Raw genomic sequence first — 22,635 nt, 5'->3', positions numbered from 1 at the left:
GAGACCGGGCCATGGCTGGCGGGATCAGACAATCGCCTGACGAGGATGACCTCCAGGAAAACCACGAAATCAACGTGACGCCGTTCATCGACGTCATGCTGGTGTTGTTGATCATCTTCATGGTTGCCGCGCCGCTGGCGACGGTCGACGTCAATGTCGACCTGCCGGCATCGACGGCGACCCCTTCGCCCCGCCCCCAAGAGCCACTTTACGTTACGTTGAAGGACGATCTCAGCCTCGCCATCGGCCAGGATACCGTTGCCCGTCCGTCGTTCCAGCAGGAGCTGGACCTGCGGGCCAAAGGCGACAAGCAGAGCCGCATCTTCCTGCGCGCCGACCGCGGCGTCGATTATGGCGAGCTGATGGAAGTCATGAACCTGATGCGCGGTGCCGGCTACCTCAAGATAGCCCTGGTCGGGCTCGAGGCCGTGCCGACAGCAGCCGCGCCAACAACGGGCCAGCCGCAATGAGCATGGCAACGCATGACGATTTCAGCTTCGGAGGCGTCAACCGCCGCGAGGCCGTGCTCTGGTCGGCGGCAGCGGCGGTCATCGTTTCCGCGCACATGGCCGGCGCCTGGTACCTGCATCAGCAACCCGTGACAATGATGATGGACGAGCCGCAGGGGCAGACTGCGGTGATGATCGACCTAGCACCGATGGCACTCGCCCCGGAGGCGGTGCCGCAAGAGACTGCGGATCTCGTCGACGCTCAGGCCGCAGAAAGCGTCGAGCCAACGGAAACCGTCACGCCCGATGCGGTCGAGCCGGAAACGACGCCTGTCGAGGAAATCGCCCAGGAAGTTCCCGAGCCGGTGCAAGAAATCGCGGAGAGCGAGCCCGTCGAAGAGGTCGTGCCGGATCTCGTCGAGGCGCCGCTGCCGGAAGTGGCAATGGCCATGCCCCAACCGCGACCGGAGTTCGAAGAGCCCGAGCCTGTCGCCAAGCCGGTGCCTAAGAAAAAGAAGATCGAAAAGAAGCCGGAGCCGGTCAAGCAGGCCAAGGTCGAAAAGAAGCAATCTGCCAATAGCGCTGCGTCCCAGAAATCGGCTCAAAAGAGCGAAACCACCCGCGCACCAGCTGCCGGCCAAGGCGGCGGCAAGGCGATGTCGCAGGCTCAATGGTTGTCAAAAGTCTTCAGTCGGATTGCCAGGCACAAGGGTCGTGCGACTGGCAACGGTTCGGTCAACGTGCGTTTCACTTTCACTGCCTCCGGCGATATCCTCTCGGCCGCTGTTACCTCCTCTTCAGGTAACCCGAAGCTTGATCAAATCGCACTCAACATGGTGCGCAGGGCTTCGCCGATACCAACACCCCCGCCGTCAGCGCCCTTGTACCTGACCGCTCCTATCACCTTCGAAATCCGCTGAGCCGCCGCGCTGGCCACCAATCCATCTCGTGCCGCAAAGAACCAATAATGGAACTCACCCGGCTGCTTTCCAGCTTTGCCGCACTGCGCCCGCGAATTGAAGCGCTGATCCGCGGGCGGGTCGGCTGCCGCGCAACCGCCGAGGACATCGTCCAGGACACATGGATAAGGATGTCCAAGGTCCGCAATGACGAGGCCATCGAAAACCACGCGAGTTTTGTCATGCGAGCAGCCAAGAATGCGGCCATCGGGCACTTGCGTAAGCAAAACCGACGCAGCGAGCTCGATGCCGAGGTCAATGAACTCTTGTGGCAATCGGTTGACGAAATATCGCCTGAACGCGTTGAGATGGGCCGCGACATGCTCCGGGCTGTCGAGGCGGCGTTGCAGACCATGCCCGAAAAGAGCCGGCGAATCTTCCTGATGAATCGCCTCGGAGGCATTTCGCACCGCGAGATAGCCCGGCGGCTCGGTATCTCCGACGAAGCTGTCTACTACCATATCCGGCGTGTAGTCGAACGCCTCGCCGAGCTTCGCGACAATATAGACTGAACTTGAAACGAGATTTATTTCGCCACGAAGCTTAGGCGTGGTGCCGTCTCGCATGTCTATGGTAGGTAACTTGTGATGTGCCCGGCGCGGGCACCTTCTGCGTGACAGGCGATGGGCAAAGAACGATCGGAGATCGACCGCAAGATAGCGCTCGACGCGCGTGACTGGATCGTGCGGCTGACTGCCGGCGACGTCGGCCGTGAGGAGTTCGACCGCTTCAAGGCCTGGCGCGCCCAGTCGCCGGAGCACCATCGGGCGTTCGCCCGCGAGCAGCAACTCTGGCAGCTGCTCCAAGGGATGAGTAGTGAACATCCGCCCAGCGCAACACCTGCTCTAGTGCGCCGCCGTCTCGTCAGCCGCCGCACATTTCTTGTAGGCTCGGCTGCGGCCGCTTCGGCTGCTGCCATTGTCGCTCCGCGTCTAGTCACCTGGATGCGCTCCGATTTTGTCACGGGCTCGGGCGAGCAGATGCAAGCCACCTTGCCCGATGGCTCGACAATGTTTCTCAATACCAACAGCAGCGTCGCAGTGGACTTCCGTTCCGACTTGCGAGTGGTGAACCTCATCCACGGCGAGGTCGAATTGTCCGTGAAGCCCGTTGCAGAAAAGCCTTTCCGGGTCGTCGCGCTTGGTGGCCGCAGCGATTCGGATTTCGCTGTCTATGCCGTTCGCTCCGACGCCGACAAGGTCACGGTGACCGTGGTCGACGGTGCTGTTACAGTTGCCAAAGACAATGGCAGTGATTCGCCGAACGACGTTTTGCTGTCGGCTGGCCAGCAGACATCTTACGGCAGCGCAAGCGCGCCGTTGCCCGTGACCGGGGTCGACCTCGATACCGAGCTTGCCTGGCGCACCGGGCGCGTGGTTTTCCAAGGCAAGGCTTTCGGCAGCGCCGTTCGTGAGCTCGCACGCTACGTCCCCGAACGCCTCGTCATGACAACCGATGCCCATGACGAAAGCCCGGTCAGCGCGGTGTTTCAGACCCGTGATGCTCATGCTGCAATCGAAGCTCTTGCCCATACGCAAGGGCTGTCGGTGCGCCTTGTCCCGGGCTTCGTCATCGTGATCTCCTGAGACCCCATTCCGGTAAAACCCGGATCGGGACTTTTCATGTTCATGTTCTAGCCTAACGTCTCTCCGGCATATTCTTCAGGAAAATGAAAACAGGTCCTTAGGCGCCGGCCGCTGTCGCGCGTCAAACCATCGAAGGCGTTCGTTGTTGGCGCCAGCTTTGGGGACTGAAGATGGCCGGAATTGGCAGAGAACTTTACAGATTGGCATCGCACCGGCTGTTGGCGAAACTTCTCATCGGCACAACACTCGGCGCCAGCTCGGCGATCTTCGTTGCACCCCAAAGCCAAGCTCATGCGCAGGCGGCACCGCGACTCCACACCATCAATCTGCCGGCGCAACCGCTGGGGCGCTCGCTAAGGCAACTCGCAGAACAAACCAACCTGCAGATCGCCTTTGCAACTTCCGATATTGGCAACGCCTTGGCTCCGGCCGTGACTGGAACCATCTCGTCGGAACAGGCATTGGCACGCCTGCTTGCCGAAAGCGGCATAACCTACAGATTCACCGGTCCCAATACGGTTTCCATCCAGTCGGCGGCAACGGCCGCGTCCGCCGTGCCCAGCGGAGCATCCCCGACAGGGCCGCATGTGTTGGCGACGATCGAAGTGACGGCCCAGCGCGCCAGCGACAGCGTCAACCACGTTGAGATCACGGCACAGGACCTCGAACGCTGGAGGCCAGCAGACCTCCAGGAAGTTTTTGCCGACGAACCCAAAATCTCCGTTGGCAGTTCAGTACCCATGTCGCAGAAGGTTTATGTTCAGGGCATAGAAGAGACCAACCTTGCGGTTACGGTCGATGGCGCACGGCAAAACAACAAGGTCTTCCATCACAACGCAACCAACCTGATCGATCCCGCCTTGCTCAAGGCGGTCAGCGTTGACGCCGGCGTCGCGCCCGCAGATGCAGGTCCCGGTGCTCTTGGCGGCGCCATCGAATACGAGACCAAGGATGCACGCGACCTGCTCGATCCCGGCAAGAGCTTCGGCGGCCTGGTTACCGGAACCTTTGATTTCAACTCCAACACACACACGACCGGCCTGTCGCTCTATGGTGTGCAGGATGGCTTCGAATATCTCGCCTATCTGAATTTTTCCGAGGGTGACAACTACACCGCCGGCAACGGGCAGGTCATGGACGGCACCAGCGCCAATCTACTCAGCGGGCTCGGCAAGATCGCCTACCAGGCAGAAAATGGAAATCGCTTTGAGCTGAGCCACGAACAGCTGCGCGACGACGCCCCTCGGCCTTTCCGCGCGAACATGGGTTCGATTACCAATCCCAAGCCGTGGGAGCCGCTGATACGCGACTACACGCTCGACCGCAGCAATACGGTGTTCACCTACACCGACACATCGCCGGAAGGTTGGTGGGATCCGAAGATCGTCATTGCTTACACCCGCAGCAAAGTCGAAACGCTGGTGTTCCCGAAGGCAGCTTCCCCCTACCCCGGCATTGGCACAACGGAAAGCTTCAACGGCAAGGCCGAAAACCGCTTCGCCCTGGACATGGGCAGCATCACTGCCGGTTTTGACTTCTACAAAGACGATGCAGCACTCGACGACAAATACGAACCTGCGACCGAACACGCGAGCAATGTCGGTCTCTTCGCCCAGGCACGTATCGAACCCTGGGAGCGGACGCGGCTTTCATTCGGCGCGCGCGGCGATAACCAATGGTTCGAAGGAACCACCGGCCAGAAATGGACGAATGCCGGCGTGAGCGGCAACGCCTCCGGCGAGTACGACCTCGTGCCGGACTTTCTGACAGCCAAGGCTGGATACTCGCACGTCTGGGCTGGTGTGCCATTGGGCGAGAACTTCATCTTCAACCCAAACTGGAACTATGGCGCCGGACCAAAGGCCGTCACGGCGGACAACGCCACTGCTGGTCTCGTCGCCACCTATCAGGGCTTTTCGCTTGAGGGCAACATCTTCCGCACCGACATCTACAATGCCCGCACCGCCCGGTATGCCCTAGCAAAAGCTATCGAGGTGCATGATGTGCGCTCGCAGGGCTTCGAGATCGGTGGCAGCTATGATTGGGGTGCAGGCAGTTTCAGCGTCAAATATGCCGACATCGACGTCACCATCGACGGCAAGCCTGCCGATTCCGACATCGGTACATACCTAGCAACCCCGGTTGGCCAGATCATCACCCTGGCAGCTACGCATCGCTTCGACGATTGGGGCGTGACCGTTGGCGGAGACGTCGAGATCGCGCTCCAATACGACAAGGTCGCCGCCGGAACGCCTCCGCTAAAGGGCTATGAGGTGGTCAATGCCTTCGTCGAGTATCAGCCACAGTCCAACCCCGACCTCACCTTCCGCGGCGAGGTGAGGAACCTGTTTGATGAAACCTACGCCAACAGGGCGACCTACGGCCAGGAGTTCGTCAATGTCAAGCCACTGCTGGAGCCCGGCCGTTCGTTTCGCCTGAGCGCAACAGCAAAATTCTGATGAGCGGGGCCATGCGGCCGTCCGACGTCGAAACAGGCTGCGGCCTTCTTCCGGCTGTCCGGCAAAACCTCGCCGGAACCCAGGGCCCGCCTGCAAGCGAAGCAGGCGGCACCCGGCCGCATTCAAGTCGGCCGGCTCTAGGACTGGCGGGTCATTGACGGGCGTTGTCGGCCAGCTTTTTGGGATCGACAGGCACCGGGACGAACTCGGACTCAGGATATGGACCGGGGTCAAGGGCGATGACCATCAGTGTAAGCACGACAATCGGCACTCCGATCATGGCTGCGTAAAATGCAACATCGACGCCAAATGCCATCGAACCAACCAGGATCGCCAAGGTGATGTTGACCATGGTCAGTGGCAACTGATCGGCAGAGACGAAGCCGTGGAGAAATTTCGACAGGCGCACGCCCGTCGTGCGTGGGAGGGTCACGCAGACCACCCACGCGACGAACGCCAAAACGGCGCCCCATCCGCCGGCGTAGAGCCAGCCGAAAATCGGCGCAATGATCGTTGTCAGGAAAAGGGCGAAAGCAACACGCTTGTTCCTGTCATCGTTGGTGTTTCCTGTGGTCATGGTTCGTTACTCCGGAAGGTCATCATCGAGAAAAATGCGTTCAGCAGCGCCGTCGAGGTCCTCGCATTGGCCGTTCCACAGGGTCCAGAGGAACGCGGCGAGACCAAGGGTGCCGAGGGCGAGTGCTATCGGTATGAGAAACAAGAGTGGACCCATTCAGACGGCCCTGTCCTTTGGCGGTCGCGCGCGCAACGCAGTAAGTGTTACCACCATCGAGCTTGCGGACATTGCTACGGCGCGATCATCGGGGTTGCGTGGCCCAGCGGCGCAATGGACGCCGTCGACCAGATGACTCAGACGGTGCCCTCCAACATCGGATTCGACGAAGGCTGTGAGCACCGAAGCCGAAGACGAGACCGGCTCTGGATCGGCCTGGAGTGCGTGCGCCCGCGTCATGGGTCTATGTCGACCTCGTTGATACTCAAGGTGGCGGCGCCGTCTTTTTCGAGTTTAGTGCGGATGAACCATCGACCAGCCAGCGGCACGGCCAGCGGTGCGGCGTATCGACCGGGAGAAATCTCGCTGAATGCTACTGGCAGGACTTGGGGAAATCGCGTCATACGCTCAGCGGTCGCATGTACCGCCAGCCCCGCCAGCGGTTGGCCCAGTGCATCTCGCGCAACAAGGGTGAGCCGACCGGAAAGGCCATCGCCGCGATCGAATTGCAACGAAGACGACCACCCCAATCGCCTCTCGGCCTCGCGCTGGGCCAGAACGTCGTCATAGGCAAGGCCGATGGAATAGGCATTGTCGGTGACTACACCGCTGAAGGTGGTGTGGGCGATGGTCACGAACCATGCTTCAACACCTGCCAGGAAAACGAAGAAGCCGATGAAGATCGCCGGAATCCACAGGTCCTTGCGTGGCTTTGGTGCCGGCGGTTGCGATGTCATTGGTCCGGCCCCCAGAAATAGGTGTCGACCGTTGCAAGCTCGGTGCCGCTTAGTGGATCAGAGAAGATGATGCGGAAGGCGGCGCGGCCAGCCGGAATTTGCCCAGCAGGCACGACGACAAAAAGCCTGTCGCTGATCTGCCTGGTTTCACCGACAGTCGCGTCGATATGAGGCATGCCGGCATCGTCGGTAGAACCCAGCCTCAGCACCGCGCCCGGAATGCCGCTGCTCGATATCCTGACGCCGTCGAACGCGCCGAGGCGATGGGCCAGCCGCAACGTGTAGTCGTTACGGACCGCGCCGTCGGAGAGCTGGATGAACGGCGGATTGCGCTGAGGCTCGACCTCGACCATCACGTTGTCCATCGACGTGATGCCATAGGCCATCCCGCCGAGCGCGAGGAGGCAGAGCAAAGCGTAGAGGATCGACTTCGGACGCAGGAGGTTCAACCCCGGCTGCTTGATGCCGCGTCGCGTTTCCGAGCCCTCGACATCGAAGCGGATCAGCCCCTTAGGTCTGTCGACCTTGGTCATGATCTCGTCGCAGGCATCGATGCAAAGCCCGCATCCGATACAGCCCATCTGCAGGCCTTCGCGAATGTCGACGCCCGTCGGGCAGACACTGACACAGCGATAGCAATCGATGCAGTCGCCGCGTCCGTCATCAAACGCCGCTGCTTCCCGAACGAGCGATGAAAGGCCAAGCAAGTCGGTGCGGATCGGGGCCTTCTTCTTGCCGCGCGGCTCTCCGCGCCATTTTTGGTAGGTTACCACGAGGCTGTCGCGGTCGAGCAAGGCTGCCTGGAAGCGGGGCCATGGGCACATATGCAGGCAGACGCGCTCGCGTGCATAGCCAGCCAGCAACCATGTCGTGAGTGTCAGGACGCCGATGGTGACATAGGCTCCAATCGGAGCGGCGCCGGTCACAAGCGCGATCGGAAAAGTGATCGCGTCGTTGAAGTAGGCAGCAAAGCCGAAGCCGGTCAGAACCGCGACGGCTATCCAGATAACGTTGCGCAGCACCTTTGATTTGATGCTGCCGCGACCGACAAGGCGTTCGCAGAGGCGATCGACCCCGTAAAAGAGGTCGGTCCAAACAGTTTGTGGGCACGTGAAGCCGCACCAGACGCGGCCAGCAAGGGTGGTTGCATAAAACAGGCCGAACGCGCCCAGGATGAGCGCGCCGACGGCGATCGGAAGATCTTGGGGCCAGAATTCCAGGCCGAAGATGAAGAGCCTGCGGCCACTGAGATCGAACAACACAGCCTGATCGGGAAGGTGCGCGCCGCGATCCCAGCGTAGCCAAGGCGTGGCGAAAAACAACGTCAGCAGGATCGCGGCAACCGTTGTCTTGATGGCCCGGTAGCGGCCCCTGACCTTTTGCGGCAGGGACAGGCGGGTAACCGTTCTTCTGTCGATCGCGATCGTGGTCGTCATCAGCGTTCTCCCCCACCCAAGGTGTGGACGTAGACCGCGAGCATCCGGACTGTGACATCGTCGAGCCTTTGTCCCCAGGAGGGCATTTCGCCCATACGCGGGGCAGCGATCTGCTGGGCGATGGCATCCTTGCTGCCGCCATAGAGCCAGATCGCGTCATTGAGCTTTGGTGCACCCAACTCGGGATTGCCTTGGCCTTGATCGCCATGACAGGACGCGCAGTTTTCGGCAAAGATCGCTGCGCCCGGCAGGTCTGAACGGGTCTGGCGCTGCGAGTCTTGCGCCAGACTCAACACGAATTCGGTAGTCGCAGCGATTTCTTCGGCCGACAAGATATCGGCGAAGGCCGGCATTTCGCTCTGGCGAGAATCCGGGTTCGCGTCGCGGACGCCATGCTGAATGGTCTGGTAGATGTCGGCGATCGTTCCGCCCCACAGCCAGTCATCGTCGACCAGGGCCGGGAATTGGCCGATCTGCCCTCCCGCACCGACACCGTGACACGCCGCGCAATTTTCGTTGAAGGCAGCCAGGCCGCCGGCTACCGCGAACCGCCTGAGCTGATCGTCGGCTTCGATCTTGTCGAGCGGCGTTTCTTGCAGTTGCGTTCGCCATGCCGCTTGTGCGTCACCGGCTGCATTGATCGCCTTTTTGAGCTGGCCGCTGCTCGACCAACCGAGCACCCCGGGTGCAAAGTCGCGCGTTGTCGCAAACGACGGAAACAAGACAAGGTATCCGATGGCGAACACCCAGGTTACGACGAAGGTGACGATCCACCAGTTTGGAATGGGGGTCCGGAGTTCCTTGATTCCATCCCATTCATGGCCGGTCGTGAGCTGACCGGTGAGCGGGTCGCGTTCGGGGGCGCTCATTGTCCATCTCCTTCGACATCGAAGGGAATGCGGGCATTGCGATCCATCTGGTCTCGGGCCGAGCGGCGGTAAGCCCACCACAAGATGACGGTGAACAAGATGGTGGCGATGACGAGCCAACCATTGAGGAACAAGCTGATTGCGGTTTGCGACATGGCCTACTCCCTGACCTCGTCCAAACGGACATCGGAGAAATCGACCATGGTTCCCAGCACTTGGAGATACGCGACAAGGGCATCCATTTCGGTGATCCGCTCTGGCTGGCCATCGAAATCGCCAACCTTGGCGCCGGGATACCTGGCAAGCAGTGGGTCTGCATTTTCCCCTGAGGCCTGCGCGCGGACATCGGCGGGCGCGTCGAGGATCATCGGCCCTGAGTAAGGGACGCCAACATCGCGCAGTGCCCGCAGATGGTCCGAGACGTCGTCGAAAGCGAGTTCCTTGTTGAGCAGGAAGGGATAGGCCGGCATGATCGACACCGGCACGACGTCACGCGGATTGACCATGTGGGCGACATGCCAGGCGTTCGAATATTTGCCGCCGACACGAGCAAGATCCGGCCCGGTGCGCTTCGATCCCCACAGGAATGGGTGATCGTACATGCTTTCGGCTGCGATCGAGTAGTGGCCGTAGCGCTCGACTTCGTCACGGAAGGGTCGAACCTGCTGGCTGTGGCAGGTGTAGCAGCCCTCTCGCGTGTAGATGTTGCGCCCAAGTTGCTCGAGCGGCGTGTAGGGCCGAACACCCTTCACCGGCGTGATGGTTTCCTCGAGCCGAAACAGCGGAACCACTTCGACCAGCCCGCCGATGGCAATCACGAGGAAGGTCAGGACGAACAGCAAGGTCGTGGACCGTTCGATGATCGCGTGCCCCAAGGGCTTGTTCTGGGAAGCCATAGCTGCGCGCTCCTTAGTGCTGGGTGGCTGGCAGAAGTGCGCCAGCACGCGTTTGGTTTTGCGAGCGCAGGATCGTCATCAAGACATTGAAGGCCATGAGCAGCCCGCCCAGGAGATAAAGGGCGCCTCCGAGCGCGCGGACGAGGTAGTAGGGGTGCAGCATGGCGACGCTGTCGGCGAAGGAATATTGAAGGAAGCCGAACTGGTCGTAGGCGCGCCACATCAACCCTTGGGCAATGCCCGCGACCCACATTGAGGTGATGTAGAGGACGATCGCGATGGTAGCGATCCAGAAGTGCCATTCGACCAGTCGAATGGACCATAGCTGCGTGCGCCACAGGCGGGGGACCAGGTAGTAGACCGCTCCGAAGATCATGAAGGCGACCCATCCCAGCGCCCCGGAATGGACGTGTCCGACCGTCCAGTCGGTGTAGTGGCTGAGCGCGTTGACAGACTTGATCGACATCAACGGCCCCTCGAACGTCGCCATGCCGTAGAAGGCGACCGCCACAACGAGGAAGCGCAGGATCGGGTCAGTCCGCAGCTTCCCCCATGCCCCTGACAAGGTCATGATGCCGTTGATCATGCCTCCCCAGGAGGGAATCCACAGCATGATGGAGAACGCCACGCCAAGCGTCTGTGCCCAGTCGGGCAATGCACTGTAGTGGAGGTGATGAGGCCCGGCCCAGATGTAGAGGAAGATCAGCGCCCAGAAGTGGACGATGGACAGCCGATAGGAATAGATCGGGCGTCCGGCCTGCTTGGGCACAAAGTAGTACATGATGCCGATGAAGCCGGCCGTCAGGAAGAAGCCGATCATGTTGTGGCCGTACCACCACTGGATCAGCGCATCCTGCACGCCACCGAACTGCGAATAGCTCTTGGTCCCTGCCCAGGATACCGGCATCGACAGGTTGTTGATGATGTGGAGAACCGTCACCGTGATGATGAAGGCAAGGTAGAACCAGTTCGCCACGTAGATGTGCGGTTCGCGGCGACGGATCAGCGTGCCGGTGAAAATGCACAGATACACAACCCACACGACCAGGAGCAGGATGTCGGCATACCATTCCGGCTCCGCATATTCCTTGCTCTGGGTAATGCCCATCGGATAGCCGGTGAAGGCGATGACCAGAAATGCCTGGTAGCCGAAGAAGAGCAGAATCGCGAGCTGGCGCCCGCCCCATAGGCCTGTCTGGCAAGTCCGCTGCACGACATACAGCGAGGTCGCGATCAGCGCATTGCCGGCGAAGGCGAAGACAACGCCTGACACATGCAGCGGCCGCAGGCGGCCGAAGCTTGCATATTCGCCGAAATTGAGGCTCGGAAATGCAAGCTGCAGGGCGATGAACAGGCCCGCGGCAAAGCCGAAGATGGCCCACACTACGGTCGCCAGCGTGAACCAGCGGACGATCTGCTCGTTATAGCCGGGGATTTGTTCGATATCCCGAGGCTCGGCTGTAACAGCGCTCATCGGCTTTTTTTGCTCCGCTCGGACAGGTCTGGACAAAGACATCGTTGCTCAATATGTATGGATTTATGCCATACATTGTTGCAGGTGATATCTACCGCCTAAACGAGAATGTGGCCAGACAGATCTAGGCGCATGCGACGATTTGTGCGTCACATGCGCATCAATTACAGCCGCCTATGCGTGTTTTTTGTGTATGGGCAAAATTGGAAGTTGCCATACAATGACAAGCTCTCGCCATGCGGTGTCGTCGCCAGCTACCATCCAACTCGCCGATGCTCTGTCAGAATGTCCTGGATTCCGCCCGCCGAAGTCGAAGCCGTGGTGGAGACGTTGATCGAGGCCGGGTTCCGCTTGATCGAGGTGCCGTTGAATTCGCCGGATCCGTTTGAGAGCATCGAACGCACAGTTCGTCGCTTCGGTACCCATGCGCTAATCGGCGCCGGTACTGTCATGTCGCCCGAGCAGGTAGGTCGCGTCAGCGATGCCGGCGGTCGGATCGTAGTCATGCCGCATGCCGATGTCGCCGTGATCCGCGCCGCGAAAGAACATGGACTGGCGTGCTTTCCGGGCGTTGCGACCCCCACCGAAGGATTCGCGGCCATTGCGGCCGGAGCGGATGGCCTGAAGGTGTTTCCGGCTGAGTCCATCTCGCCGGCCGTCTTGAAGGCGTGGCGCGCCGTCTTTTCGATGGACATCCCTCTTCTGCCGACCGGAGGCATCGCGCCTCATTCAATGCAGGCCTGGGTCGATGCAGGAGCGAGCGGCTTCGGCACTGGCGGCGGTCTATACGCACCTGGCCGTTCCGTCACCGAGGTCCGCGATCGCGCCGACGCTCTGGTAGCTGCCTGGGCGCGCGACGCAAGCCAGGTAAGGGCCGGCGCGCTCATCGGCGCCGGACTGCACGACAATGTCTGAAGGAAAGGCCAAGCACATGCCATCGCAGAAGTCCGCCAACTTCCGTCAACTGCCTGTTGGGAGTATTCCAGCACTCGTCACGCCGATGCTGGCTGACGGCGCAATCGACTGGGACAACTATCGCAACCTGATCGACTGGCATGTCGGAGCGGGAACGAACGCCATCGTCGTGATGGGTTCGACAGGCGAGTCGGCGACGGTTTCCATGGAGGAGCACAGCGAGCTCATTCGTGTTGCTGTGGAACATGCGAGCAGCCGCCTACCCATCATCGCTGGAACTGGCGCCAATTCCACTGCTGAAGCGATCGAGTTGACCGGCTACGCACGCAAATGGGGCGCCACGGCAGCACTGTCGGTTGTTCCCTACTACAACAAGCCGACACAGGAAGGGATGTATCGGCATTTCAAGGCCATTGCCGAAGCGGTCGATATTCCTGTGATCCTCTACAACGTCCCTGGCCGCACGGTTGCCGATATGAGCAATGAAACGGTGGTTCGGCTGGCTACGATCCCCAACATTGTTGCGCTGAAGGACGCCACGGGCGACGTCGGCCGCGGGATCTCGCTCATGCGCAGCCTCCCTGACGATTTCGCCGTTTACAGCGGTGACGATCCGACCGCAGCGGCACTGATGCTCTTTGGCGCGCGTGGCAACATTTCGGTTACCGCCAACGTTATTCCCGATCTGATGGCATACCTATGCAAGGCGGCACACGAGGGAGACCTCCACACTGTTCGCGATCTCAGCAGGCGCATTGCGCGTCTGCACGAGGCGATGTTCATCGAGGCAAACCCCATTCCGGTCAAATGGGCGCTGGGGCAGCTCGGCAAGATCGAGGCAAACTATCGATTGCCAATGGTTCCATTGACCGCCCCGAGCGAACTCATTGTCGGCGACGCGCTAAGCAACGCCCTGGCGGAAAAGCCAGAACACGCTTGATTTGGCTTCACTGCCGATGAACTTCGACCACCCGGGGCTCCCGTCGAGGGTTTCGCATCAGAACTGCCACTGAAACGGCCGCGATTGCCGCCATCGCTGCCGCCACAAACAAGGCGGTCGAGAAGCCCGCGCTGTAGGCCTGGCGCGCGATCAGTGCTGCGCCGTCTTGATGCTCAATTGCAACCAGCTTCGTCGCCAGCGGCAAGTCCCCGGCAATGACCGCGTCGGCAAAACGGGGCGCATCGCTCGGGCGAAGGCCAATGGACCCGTTGGCGGCCATTTCAAGCTGCTGCCTGGCGAATGTGGCCAGCACGCCGCTCAGGACGGCGAAGCCAAGCAGTATTCCTGAAAAACGCGAGGTGGTGCTGATGCCAGACGCCATGCCCGCCCGATCGCGCGGGACAGATCCCATGATCGCTTTTTGCGTCTCGCCGTTAAGCAGCCCACCGCCACTGCCCAGTAGGATCATACCGGCGATAACCAAAGGCAATTGGCCCTGAAGCGCGCCAAACCCGGTCGTGACGTTGCCCAGGCAAACAATCGCCAAGCCAAAAACTAGCACCTGCGTCGACGACATGAAGCGCGAAAGCCAGCGGCCTATCTGGGGAAGGACAAGCATGGCCATGGCGAAAGGCAGCATGGCGAAGCCGGCCTCGAGGGCGGGTCGTCCAAGACCATTCTGGAGATAAAGTGGAAGCAGCGACGCCATGACCTGTGCACATGCCGCGTAGGCAAACATGGCCAGCACAGCGCCGACAAAACGCGGCAATCTGAACAGGCTCAGATCGAGCATTGGTCTTTGCTGGATTGTCTCTACGGCAATGAAAAGCACAAAGCCGACGACGCCGACCACAAAACCGACAGTGGACAGCCATGTCTCCCAGCCATGTGCCTGGCCGTTGATAAGACCGGACGTGAGCCCGAACATCGCGCCTGAAAAAAAGACGATTCCGGCAGGGTCGAGACGGCGAGCTTTTTGGTCTCGCGATTCCGGCACCCGCAAGGCGACAGAAGTGGCAAGCAGAATGCAGATCGGAACGTTGACGTAAAATGCCCAGCGCCAGCCGAGATGAAAACCGATGAGGCCACCCAGGATAGGCGCCAGCACCATGGTCAACCCCATGATGCCACCCCAGATCGCCCACGCCTTGTTGCGTTCCTTCTCATCGTGAAAGGTGTGACCGATGATGGCGAGCGCCGGTGCCAGAAGCAATGCGGCACCAGCACCTTGCAGCGCGCGAGCCACATACAGAGCGCGGGCGGACGGGGCGAGGCCACACAGCAGCGACGTTACCGCGAAGATGCCGATTCCAAGCAGGAAGATGGTGCGCCGCCCGAACCGGTCCGCGATCGCGCCAGCCGGCAAGAGCAACGATGCAAAACTCAGCACATAGGCGCTGATGACCCATTCGACATCTGCAAAAGACGCGCCAAGATCCCGTGCAATGGTTGGCAGAACGATGGCGACGATGTTGGTATCGAGCACCGTCATCGCGCAACCGACGGAAGCGATGAGAAGCACGGCAAGCGGATTGGTCTGGCGCACGGTCATCAGCTACCGCGCGGCGCTCTTGGAGTCCCGTTCCTCAAACCGCGGTGGCCGTCCGTTCAATGCTGCGCCGGGCATTGCGGCCTTCCATTGGTCCGGCGGATGATTCTCTGTCGTGACGATCGAGCTGAAGCCGCATTTCACCAGCAGCTCACGCTGATCCGGCAACAAGTTCCCAAGCGCCCGGATATCGCCCTTGAAATCATGGTGCTGGCGTAGCGCTTGCGCTGTGCTGAGGCCTTGAATTTCACGGGGTTCTGCGAATTGCACAACCACCAGGTCGATCTTGTCGAGATAAGGCGCGAGCTGCCCAGATGCGATTTGAGGCGTTACTAAAACCCCCACTGGACGCTCGACTGCGCATCCCGCAGCTACACCCGTGAAAACGTCGAACGGAATGACGAAATTCACCGCTCCTGCCGGCACATGGCTCGTATCCGGATAGAGCCACGTGTCCTCGATCACGTTCGCATTGCTGTCGATGAGCGCCATACGCATCTTTCTTGAGGCGACCAGGCCGTTTCCCTTCCCGGCCTCGATGGTTCTGGCGGCAACGGACAGCCGCCTGGCTTGCAGGTTTCGGCAATCCGAACCCTGTCAGGCGGCCACGTCGCCTTTCGTCCAGCCAAGCTTGTCGCGAACGGAAATCAGCGCTGCGACAAGTGCCTTCATGTGCGCCTGCGTGTGATAGGGCGTCGGCGTGATGCGCAGGCGCTCCTGGCCGCGCGGAACGGTCGGATAGTTGATCGGCTGGACATAGATGTCGTGGTCGTGAAGCAGCAGTTCGCTGGTGCGCCGGCACAGATGCGCGTCGCCGATGATCAGCGGCAGAATGTGGCTTGGGGAGTCCGAAACCGGCATGTCGGCCGCCTGCAGCATCGCCTTGAGCCGCGCCACGTTGATTTCCTGCCTTGTGCGCTCTTCTGGATGTGCCTTGAGGTGCTGGACCGCTGAAAGCGCGCCGGCTGCGAGATGTGGGCAAAGTGACGTCGTGAAGATGAAGCTGTCAGCGAAACTGCGGATGACATCCATGAGCAGCGCCGGACCGGCGACATAGCCGCCCATGACGCCGAACGCCTTGGCAAGGGTTCCCTCGATCATGGTCAAGCGGTGGGCGAGGCCATCTCGCTCGGCGATGCCGCCGCCACGCGCGCCATAAAGACCAACGGCGTGGACTTCGTCGAGATAGGTGATCGCGCCATACTTGTCGGCCACGTCGCAGATGGCAGCGATCGGCGCCACATCGCCATCCATGCTGTAGACGCTTTCAAAAGCGACGATCTTGGGACGCTCCGGCGCGACCGAACTCATCAGTTCGTCCAGATGCGCGGCGTCGTTGTGGCGAAAGATGAAACGCTCGGCGCCTGATCGGCGCATGCCTTCGATCATCGAATTGTGGTTGAGCGCATCGGAGAAGATCGCACAATCGGGCATAAGTTTGCCCAAGGTGCCGAGTGCCGCAAGGTTGGAGATCCAGCCTGACGTGAAGATCAACGCCGCTTCCTTGCCATGCAGATCGGCAAGTTCGGTCTCAAGCTGGACATGCTGGCGGTTGGTGCCGGAGATGTTGCGGGTTCCGCCAGTGCCCGCACCGAACAGATCGATTGACTTGTGCATCGCGGCAAGGACATCGGGGTGCTGCCCCATTCCAAGATAGTCGTTGCTGCACCACACCGTGACACGGCGGCTTTGTCCGTCCTGTCCGTACCATCTCGCGATCGGGAACTCGCCGGCGATCCGCTCCAGTTCGACGAAGGTCCGATAGCGGCCGTCGAGCTTCATTTCGGCAATCAGGCCCTCGAACCTTGCGACATAGTCCATCATCTTGCCCACTTCCGATAGTGACGCGTGCGAAAAGGTACCCTTTCCATATATATGGATATTGAATGCACGGCAATTGTGAAAGGCTGCGGCAAAGTGATCCTTGCAGCCCTACAGGGAGGCGCGATCTTGGGCTTTTCCAATCAACGCGGCATATGATGCGCGCGCTTTCCCTGCACCGTCGAACGGCAGCGGCCCTTAAACAGGCGCTGGCCAAAGGACTTCAAGATGGTTGAAGCGCTTCCCGGAATTGTATGGAAATCGGTTGCGACCCATCGCAGTTCGACCACCACCATGTGCGCAAAGTCTACACGACCGCTCTTGTTGCCAGTGAAGGCTGGTCGATAAGTGACGCGAGCAGCGTCAGGGCATCTTCAAGCGCGGCTCGGTCGGGCGCAACACCGAGAGAGATACGAACCGCCTCCGGCGGCTGGGCGGAAATGGAGAACGCGGAACTCGGAACGATCGCAACGCCTGACCTGTCGGCGTGCTCGGCAAAGTCGGTCGCTCTCCAGTGTCGCGGCAGCCTGAGCCAAAGATGATGTCCGTGAGGGTCGGCAGCAAAATTCGATCCGCGCAATATCGCAGTCGCCAGCTTCTGGCGCTCTTCATTTTCCTCCCGGATTGCCATGGTGATGGAATCCAATGTGCCATCGGCGATCCACCTAGATGCCAACGCGGCATTGAGGGGCGGCGCCATGAGATTTGTTGCCCGCAAGATCCCCGCAAGCCGCCTCGCCTGGGGATTGCCTGGCGCAACGACATACGCCACCCGCAATGCGGGCGTTACGCATTTCGAAAGCGTCGCGATATGCCAGGTCAGATCGTTTGCCATGGCCGCAAGGGTTGTTACCCCTGTGGCGCTGAGCGGCGAATAAGGGTCGTCTTCGATAATTGCCACGCCATGGTTGCGCGCGATCTCGATGATCTTGCGCCTGCGCGCTTCGGTCAGTGTCGCCGTCGTCGGATTGTCCATTGCTGGCACGATGTAGATCGCCTTGGGTGGCGTTTTGCGGCAACATTCATCGAATGCATCCGGTACGATGCCTTCTTCATCCATCAATAAGGGTTCGAGCATCAGCCCGCGCTGCTGCGCAACTGCCTTGAGGCCGGGATAGGTAAGGGCGCCAGCGGCGATGACATCGCCGGGCTTGGCCAGATAATCGCAGATCGCAAAGAGTGCGCTTTGCGCGCCACCCGCGACAAGGATTCTGCCAGGCGCAACCGCACCTACACGCTGCTCCAACCAGCCAGCCGCCGCTGCGCGATCAGGGTCGCTGCCAGTGCTTTCCTGGTAGTGAAGGTGAAGCATGCCTCGCGGGCTGGAAAGGAGGTCGGCGATCCCCGCTGGTATACGGCGTCGAAGATCGGCCGCAGCCGGCTGCGGCGGGATGTTCATGCTGAGATCGAGCAGTGGCGTACCGCTGAAGCCGCCCGCGGACTGTTGGTTCGCAATGCCTTCTCGTATGAAGGTGCCTCGTCCAGCGTGCGCATCGACCAGCCCTCTGCGGCGCGCTTCGTTCAATGCACGCGTGACAGTCGTTAAGTCCACTCCGAGCACTTCGGCTATTGAGCGTTGCGCCGGCAAGCGATCTCCCGGATGAACCCGGCCAGCGCGGATATCAGCCTCGAGAGCCTCGACGATCGCCAGATACTTCAAGCGGGCATCGCTTTCCAGTCGAGGTTGCCACAGAGACATTAGGTAGAAATCCGTATGTGTATTTCGCCTACAGTTTGAGTACCATGTCTTGTAATGGGCAGGAAGTCCATCGGCGCCAGCATTCCGGCCGCCGACCTCTTCCTTTCCAGCACGTGGCGCGCAGACAGCTAGGGATATCCGGCCGATGGCTACTCCACGTCGGCGCGCCCGTTGCCCTATGACGGCAACGCCTTCGTTTTGTTGAAGATGCCCCGACGCGGAGATATCCTGCGACGATGCGGGTATTCCAAAGCATCTTGCGTACCAATCATGGCGGCCGTGCCGATGAGCACGAGCTTTGTGACGCGTTGGGGAACGCGCACTGCAATTTCAATAGCGATCAATCCACCGCAAGAAAGTCCGCAGACAGCCGTGCTTTGCCATCCGACATGGTCGAGCAATGCAATCATGTCGTCGGTGTTGTCGGCGATACTGCCCGGGCGGGGCTCAGGCCATGACCAGACTTGTCGTAAAGGAGCAGTTCAAAAGGCATGATCGATGACTCGCTGTTCTGCAATCCAAGGGGATGTCAGGCAGGCATCAACACGTATCCTCCGGCCCAGGCACATCTCACATGCCCGGGCCGAAGATAACGAAGGGCTAGTGAGCCCCGGCCACTGCCTCGACCGATGGTTGCCTGCGCGTGCGCACCAGGACCACGGCGCCAGCCGCGATGATCAGCGGCACGGCAAGGCCAACGAAGTAACCGCTTGTGCCGCTTGTCTGCAGCAGCCAGCCGCCAGCAGCCGAACCCACGATAGCGCCGGTGCGGCCGATGCCGATCGCCCAGCCGGTTCCGGTCGCACGCAACTCAGTCGGATAGGTGCTCGAGATAAGGTAGTTCAGTGCGATTTGCTGGCCGCCTATGCCGAAGCCGGCAGCGGCGACGAGCGCAAATATCAAGGTCCAGTTCGAGTCCACCAGGGCCAGGCCTACGCAGACGGCGATGCCGATCATGAACATGACCGTCAGCGTGCGGCGCACATCGATTCGCGGCAGGAAGATCGACAACGGAATGGCGAAGATGATGAAGGCTGCATTGACGATAACCGTCCCAAGTGCAGCGGTCGGCTGATCGAGCCCCATACTGGTCAGCACGGTTGGCAGCCACAGCAGGAACATGAACCAGGCAATCCAGTTGAACAGATAGATGGCCCAGATTGCGATCGTACTCGTGCGGTATTCCGGGGTGAACAGTGCGCTGACCGAACCCTTGCCCGCCGCCGGCGGAACGATGAAGGTGGTATCATCCGCAATCGGCTTGCCGACAATGCGGGCAACAAGTCCACGCGCACGGGCAACATCGTTCGGGCGGCCACGTGACGCCAGAAACTGGGCCGATTCCGGCAGGAACGCCAGGCAGATCAACAGAACGACAAGTGGTATCGCGCCGCCGACGATGTAGATGCCTTGCCAGCCGATCACGGGCATCCAGCCTGCAGCGAGCACACCGCCAACCATCGCGCCCGCGGGCAAGCCCAAAAGCACGCCAGTGAGGACCGCGCCGCGTAGGCGCGAGGGACTGTATTCAGCCGCCATGGCCAGCAGCACGGGCGTAGCACCACCCATGCCGAGACCGGTCAGGAAACGGAGCGCCACGATCTGGGCGGGTGACTGGGCAAAGGCGATGGCCAGCGAAAATGCGCCAAACAGAACGATCGAGCCGACAATGGCGATGCGGCGGCCGATCCGATCGCCGATCATGCCGAGGCCCATCGCGCCCAACGCCATACCCAGCGTGCCCGAGATGAAGATGTAGGTCATGTCGCCCGGCGACATTCCGAACGCCTTGGCAATCGCGGGGCCGGTATAGGCGATGGCTTGCGTGTCGAAGCCGTCAAGCAGCGCGACAAGAAAGCAAAGCGAAAAAACCCGCAATTGCAGGCCACTGACAGGGCGCTCATCAAGCAACTGCCGAATGTCCAGTCTAGAATTTCGCACGTAGATACCTCCTCTGGGAATTTCTGTAATTCATCCGGCAGTTTCTTTGGCGCTTTCGATCGCGCTGGCTCGCAGCGCGTCGCGCTCAGCCGCTGTCACCGCCGCCGACCGGCAGGATCGTGCCGGTGACGTAAGAGGCGTCATCGGACGCCATGAACAGGATCGCGCTGCTCTGCTCGGCGAGCGTGCCGTAGCGCTTCATGAAGCTTGTAGCCTTGGTCTGATCGACGACTGCCTGCATCCACGCCTTGTCTTGTGCGTCTTGGGTTGCGTCGTTGCGGGGAATGCGGCGTACTGGTGCGTCCGTGCCGCCCGGTGCCACGGCATTGACGCGGACGCCGCGTTCGGCGTTTTCCATGGCGAGCGACACGGTGAGCGCGTTGACGGCGCCCTTGGCCGCAGAGTAGGGCACACGATTGATGCCGCGCGTGGCGATCGACGAGACGTTGACGATCGACCCGCCTCCCGCCTCAACCATCAGAGGAAGCACGGCACGGCAGCACCACATCGTCGGAAACAGCGAGCGGCGGATCTCCGCCTCGATCTGGGTCTCGTCGAAGTGCTCAAACGGCCGCATCCAGATTGCACCACCGACATTGTTGACGAGAATGTCGATGCCCCCGAGGACAGCGCTCGCTTCATCGATCGCAACCTGTGCGCCCTGCCAGCTTTCGAGATCGGCCAGGATGGCAAAAGCCTTGCCGCCACCCGCCACGATTTCGGCTGCGGCCTCCCTCACCAACCCCGAGCGGTCGACAAGGGAAACATGGGCGCCCTCGGCGGCCGCATCCATCGCCACCTGGCGGCCGATACCTTGCGCGGCACCGGTGACGACCATCGCCTTGCCCTCGAAGCGTCTGGTTCGATTGTTCATGATGCAGCCTCTGCAGATTGACGGTGGAGCAGGATTGCCCTGCTCTTCCAGGAGTTCGAGTTTCGCAAACAAGGGCGAGCCCTGCCGGCGGCATGAAACGGCGTCGATAGATGGAGTGCGCGCGGCAGATGACGCCACGATGCTGGCGACCACTGCAGCGACCGCTGAAACAGGCGGTCAGAACGCCGGCGATGCCGGCTCGGTCACGAGGCGCCCGCCATACATCGTCCACCGCATAGAGTTTTCATCAACTGGGCGATCACCGATGAACCCAGCGAGTTGAATGGGGCGCGCCTTCGCTGGCGCGCCCGAGCCGACATCAGGCGGTAGCGCGTTCGCGCTCGACCACGGTGTCGGTTACGCCTTCCACTTCCGGCATCAGCACAAAGTCGAAGTCGATCGAGGCGAAAGGCTCCTGAACCTGGCGTTCCGCCAGCGCCTTTGGGTCGTCGACGCGGGTGACCGGTGGGATAAGATCGTTTCGGGTGCCGAAAGCGAAATCCTCGAACAGGTATTCGTCGCCCTCGATGTTGATTTGCGTCGTCAGGTGGCGGTGACCTGGGGCCGAGACGAAGAAGTGGATGTGCGCCGGACGGTGGCCATGGCGGCCTAGCGCCAACATGAGAGCCTCGGTCGAGCCGCCTTCGGGCGTGGCATAGCCGCTGGGCATGATCGAGCGGAAGCTGTAGCGGCCGTCCGCGTCAGTCTGGATGCGCCGGCGCAGATTGTAGGCCGGCTGCAGCGGATCGAAATGCGAGTAATTGCCGAGCACGTTGGCGTGCCACACATCGACGATCGCATCGGCGACCGGCTTGCCGTTGTGGTCGCGGACCTGGCCTTGCATGAACAGGACTTCACCGCGTTCCGAGCCGTCGTCGAGGCGGGCGGTTGCCTTGGAGAGCGGTGCACCGGCTATATAGAGCGGACCCTCGATGGTGCGCGCGGTGCCGCCTGCCAGGCCGGCGCGACGCTCGGCCTCATCGAGGCGCAGATCGAGGAAATGTTCAAGGCCAATGCCGGGCGCGACCAGACCAAGTTCGTTGGCGCGCGCCGCCTGGCCGAGATAGGCCACGGCACTCCAGACCTCGTTCATGCTGATATCGAGATCGTCGATCGCGGTGAAGAGATCAAAAAGCAGGCGGTTGGTGATCGTCTTCAGGCGCTGGTCGCCGCCCGGCTGATCGAGACCGCTGGCGCGGTTGGCGAGATCGGCGATGACTGACTTTTCGATGAGCTTGCTGGACATGGGAACCTCCCTTTCTGGCTCGCATTTCTGCGCGTTGACTAAAACTCACTCC

General features: G+C 61.0%; 22 protein-coding genes. 7 read left to right on the top strand and 15 right to left on the bottom strand.

The window, feature by feature from the left end; translation table 11 throughout:
• Nucleotides 1–11: 11 nt before the first annotated feature.
• The 5 genes from exbD to C8K44_RS06940 all read left to right on the top strand — a co-directional run bounded on the left by exbD (nt 12) and on the right by C8K44_RS06940 (nt 5,453).
• The gene (gene exbD / locus C8K44_RS06960) at nt 12–470 is read left to right on the top strand and encodes a TonB system transport protein ExbD (RefSeq protein WP_109575028.1); all 459 of its coding nucleotides are present in this window, start codon (nt 12–14) and stop codon (nt 468–470) included.
• Entirely contained in the window at nt 467–1,369 is a 903-nt protein-coding gene (locus C8K44_RS06955; protein WP_109575027.1) for a TonB family protein, read from the top strand. The genes exbD and C8K44_RS06955 overlap by 4 nt, the downstream gene beginning before the upstream one ends.
• A 47-nt stretch (nt 1,370–1,416) precedes the next feature.
• Nucleotides 1,417–1,920 (top strand): sigma-70 family RNA polymerase sigma factor, encoded by a 504-nt coding sequence (locus C8K44_RS06950; protein WP_109575026.1) that lies wholly within the window; start codon nt 1,417–1,419, stop codon nt 1,918–1,920.
• Between the two features lie 111 nt (nt 1,921–2,031).
• Nucleotides 2,032–2,994 carry a FecR domain-containing protein gene (locus C8K44_RS06945; protein WP_109575025.1) on the top strand — a complete coding sequence of 321 codons (963 nt, stop codon included), beginning with the start codon at nt 2,032–2,034 and terminating at the stop codon, nt 2,992–2,994.
• A 218-nt stretch (nt 2,995–3,212) separates the two neighbouring features.
• Nucleotides 3,213–5,453 (top strand): TonB-dependent receptor, encoded by a 2,241-nt coding sequence (locus tag C8K44_RS06940; protein ID WP_245417390.1) that lies wholly within the window; start codon nt 3,213–3,215, stop codon nt 5,451–5,453.
• A 151-nt stretch (nt 5,454–5,604) separates the two neighbouring features.
• Here the strand turns inward: C8K44_RS06940 and C8K44_RS06935 are convergent, their stop codons facing one another.
• From C8K44_RS06935 to ccoN, 8 genes are all read right to left on the bottom strand, one after another.
• Complete coding sequence (locus C8K44_RS06935; RefSeq protein WP_109575023.1) at nt 5,605–6,030, bottom strand: hypothetical protein; 426 nt, start codon at nt 6,028–6,030, stop codon at nt 5,605–5,607.
• A gap of 6 nt (nt 6,031–6,036) precedes the next feature.
• The gene (ccoS, locus tag C8K44_RS06930) at nt 6,037–6,186 is read right to left on the bottom strand and encodes a cbb3-type cytochrome oxidase assembly protein CcoS (protein ID WP_109575022.1); all 150 of its coding nucleotides are present in this window, start codon (nt 6,184–6,186) and stop codon (nt 6,037–6,039) included.
• Between the two features lie 236 nt (nt 6,187–6,422).
• Nucleotides 6,423–6,923: a FixH family protein gene (locus C8K44_RS06925; protein WP_109575021.1), complete on the bottom strand. Its 501-nt coding sequence runs from the start codon at nt 6,921–6,923 to the stop codon at nt 6,423–6,425.
• A complete protein-coding gene (ccoG, locus tag C8K44_RS06920) occupies nt 6,920–8,359 on the bottom strand; it encodes a cytochrome c oxidase accessory protein CcoG (protein ID WP_109575020.1) in 1,440 nt (479 codons plus the stop codon). The genes C8K44_RS06925 and ccoG overlap by 4 nt, the downstream gene beginning before the upstream one ends.
• The gene (ccoP, locus tag C8K44_RS06915) at nt 8,359–9,228 is read right to left on the bottom strand and encodes a cytochrome-c oxidase, cbb3-type subunit III (protein WP_109575019.1); all 870 of its coding nucleotides are present in this window, start codon (nt 9,226–9,228) and stop codon (nt 8,359–8,361) included. The genes ccoG and ccoP overlap by 1 nt, the downstream gene beginning before the upstream one ends.
• On the bottom strand, nt 9,225–9,383 hold the full coding sequence (locus C8K44_RS06910; RefSeq protein WP_109575018.1) for a cbb3-type cytochrome c oxidase subunit 3: 159 nt from the start codon (nt 9,381–9,383) through the stop codon (nt 9,225–9,227). The genes ccoP and C8K44_RS06910 overlap by 4 nt, the downstream gene beginning before the upstream one ends.
• Nucleotides 9,384–9,386: 3 nt before the next feature.
• A complete protein-coding gene (gene ccoO / locus C8K44_RS06905) occupies nt 9,387–10,124 on the bottom strand; it encodes a cytochrome-c oxidase, cbb3-type subunit II (RefSeq protein ID WP_109575017.1) in 738 nt (245 codons plus the stop codon).
• 13 nt (nt 10,125–10,137) lie between these two features.
• Entirely contained in the window at nt 10,138–11,598 is a 1,461-nt protein-coding gene (gene ccoN / locus C8K44_RS06900) for a cytochrome-c oxidase, cbb3-type subunit I (RefSeq protein ID WP_109575016.1), read from the bottom strand.
• Nucleotides 11,599–11,751: 153 nt separating this feature from the next.
• On the opposite strand from ccoN, the gene C8K44_RS06895 reads away from it, so the two are divergent.
• On the top strand, nt 11,752–12,513 hold the full coding sequence (locus C8K44_RS06895; protein ID WP_245417389.1) for a 2-dehydro-3-deoxy-6-phosphogalactonate aldolase: 762 nt from the start codon (nt 11,752–11,754) through the stop codon (nt 12,511–12,513).
• Nucleotides 12,514–12,562: 49 nt separating this feature from the next.
• A complete protein-coding gene (gene dapA, locus C8K44_RS06890) occupies nt 12,563–13,453 on the top strand; it encodes a 4-hydroxy-tetrahydrodipicolinate synthase (protein WP_348626321.1) in 891 nt (296 codons plus the stop codon).
• Nucleotides 13,454–13,460: 7 nt separating this feature from the next.
• On the opposite strand, the gene C8K44_RS06885 is transcribed toward dapA, so the two are convergent.
• The 7 genes from C8K44_RS06885 to catA form a co-directional block, all read right to left on the bottom strand.
• Nucleotides 13,461–15,005 carry an MFS transporter gene (locus C8K44_RS06885; RefSeq protein ID WP_199227034.1) on the bottom strand — a complete coding sequence of 515 codons (1,545 nt, stop codon included), beginning with the start codon at nt 15,003–15,005 and terminating at the stop codon, nt 13,461–13,463.
• A 3-nt stretch (nt 15,006–15,008) separates the two neighbouring features.
• The gene (locus C8K44_RS06880; RefSeq protein ID WP_158282714.1) at nt 15,009–15,494 is read right to left on the bottom strand and encodes a DUF934 domain-containing protein; all 486 of its coding nucleotides are present in this window, start codon (nt 15,492–15,494) and stop codon (nt 15,009–15,011) included.
• Nucleotides 15,495–15,599: 105 nt separating this feature from the next.
• The gene (gene hemA / locus C8K44_RS06875) at nt 15,600–16,826 is read right to left on the bottom strand and encodes a 5-aminolevulinate synthase (RefSeq protein WP_199227033.1); all 1,227 of its coding nucleotides are present in this window, start codon (nt 16,824–16,826) and stop codon (nt 15,600–15,602) included.
• A gap of 304 nt (nt 16,827–17,130) precedes the next feature.
• Nucleotides 17,131–18,522 carry a PLP-dependent aminotransferase family protein gene (locus C8K44_RS06870; protein WP_109575012.1) on the bottom strand — a complete coding sequence of 464 codons (1,392 nt, stop codon included), beginning with the start codon at nt 18,520–18,522 and terminating at the stop codon, nt 17,131–17,133.
• A 600-nt stretch (nt 18,523–19,122) separates the two neighbouring features.
• Entirely contained in the window at nt 19,123–20,463 is a 1,341-nt protein-coding gene (locus tag C8K44_RS06860) for an MFS transporter (protein WP_109575010.1), read from the bottom strand.
• Between the two features lie 85 nt (nt 20,464–20,548).
• Nucleotides 20,549–21,337 carry a benzoate diol dehydrogenase BenD gene (gene benD / locus C8K44_RS06855; protein ID WP_109575009.1) on the bottom strand — a complete coding sequence of 263 codons (789 nt, stop codon included), beginning with the start codon at nt 21,335–21,337 and terminating at the stop codon, nt 20,549–20,551.
• 319 nt (nt 21,338–21,656) lie between these two features.
• Nucleotides 21,657–22,583: a catechol 1,2-dioxygenase gene (catA, locus tag C8K44_RS06850; protein ID WP_109575008.1), complete on the bottom strand. Its 927-nt coding sequence runs from the start codon at nt 22,581–22,583 to the stop codon at nt 21,657–21,659.
• Nucleotides 22,584–22,635: the final 52 nt, after the last annotated feature.

This window comes from Aminobacter sp. AP02 (assembly GCF_003148805.1).
Taxonomy (GTDB): domain Bacteria; phylum Pseudomonadota; class Alphaproteobacteria; order Rhizobiales; family Rhizobiaceae; genus Aminobacter.
This window is presented reverse-complemented; position numbering and strand designations above follow the sequence as displayed.

Coding starts and splice junctions, on each gene's coding strand:
- benD (WP_109575009.1), bottom strand. CDS start 21,337: ATGAACAATCGAACCAGACGCTTCGAGGGCAAGGCGATGGTCGTCACC.
- C8K44_RS06945 (WP_109575025.1), top strand. CDS start 2,032: ATGGGCAAAGAACGATCGGAGATCGACCGCAAGATAGCGCTCGACGCG.
- ccoS (WP_109575022.1), bottom strand. CDS start 6,186: ATGGGTCCACTCTTGTTTCTCATACCGATAGCACTCGCCCTCGGCACC.
- C8K44_RS06885 (WP_199227034.1), bottom strand. CDS start 15,005: ATGACCGTGCGCCAGACCAATCCGCTTGCCGTGCTTCTCATCGCTTCC.
- ccoN (WP_109575016.1), bottom strand. CDS start 11,598: ATGAGCGCTGTTACAGCCGAGCCTCGGGATATCGAACAAATCCCCGGC.
- C8K44_RS06925 (WP_109575021.1), bottom strand. CDS start 6,923: ATGACATCGCAACCGCCGGCACCAAAGCCACGCAAGGACCTGTGGATT.
- C8K44_RS06935 (WP_109575023.1), bottom strand. CDS start 6,030: ATGACCACAGGAAACACCAACGATGACAGGAACAAGCGTGTTGCTTTC.
- C8K44_RS06895 (WP_245417389.1), top strand. CDS start 11,752: ATGCGCATCAATTACAGCCGCCTATGCGTGTTTTTTGTGTATGGGCAA.
- hemA (WP_199227033.1), bottom strand. CDS start 16,826: ATGATGGACTATGTCGCAAGGTTCGAGGGCCTGATTGCCGAAATGAAG.
- C8K44_RS06950 (WP_109575026.1), top strand. CDS start 1,417: ATGGAACTCACCCGGCTGCTTTCCAGCTTTGCCGCACTGCGCCCGCGA.
- C8K44_RS06910 (WP_109575018.1), bottom strand. CDS start 9,383: ATGTCGCAAACCGCAATCAGCTTGTTCCTCAATGGTTGGCTCGTCATC.
- C8K44_RS06880 (WP_158282714.1), bottom strand. CDS start 15,494: ATGGCGCTCATCGACAGCAATGCGAACGTGATCGAGGACACGTGGCTC.
- exbD (WP_109575028.1), top strand. CDS start 12: ATGGCTGGCGGGATCAGACAATCGCCTGACGAGGATGACCTCCAGGAA.
- C8K44_RS06955 (WP_109575027.1), top strand. CDS start 467: ATGAGCATGGCAACGCATGACGATTTCAGCTTCGGAGGCGTCAACCGC.
- ccoP (WP_109575019.1), bottom strand. CDS start 9,228: ATGAGCGCCCCCGAACGCGACCCGCTCACCGGTCAGCTCACGACCGGC.
- ccoO (WP_109575017.1), bottom strand. CDS start 10,124: ATGGCTTCCCAGAACAAGCCCTTGGGGCACGCGATCATCGAACGGTCC.
- ccoG (WP_109575020.1), bottom strand. CDS start 8,359: ATGACGACCACGATCGCGATCGACAGAAGAACGGTTACCCGCCTGTCC.
- catA (WP_109575008.1), bottom strand. CDS start 22,583: ATGTCCAGCAAGCTCATCGAAAAGTCAGTCATCGCCGATCTCGCCAAC.
- C8K44_RS06870 (WP_109575012.1), bottom strand. CDS start 18,522: ATGTCTCTGTGGCAACCTCGACTGGAAAGCGATGCCCGCTTGAAGTAT.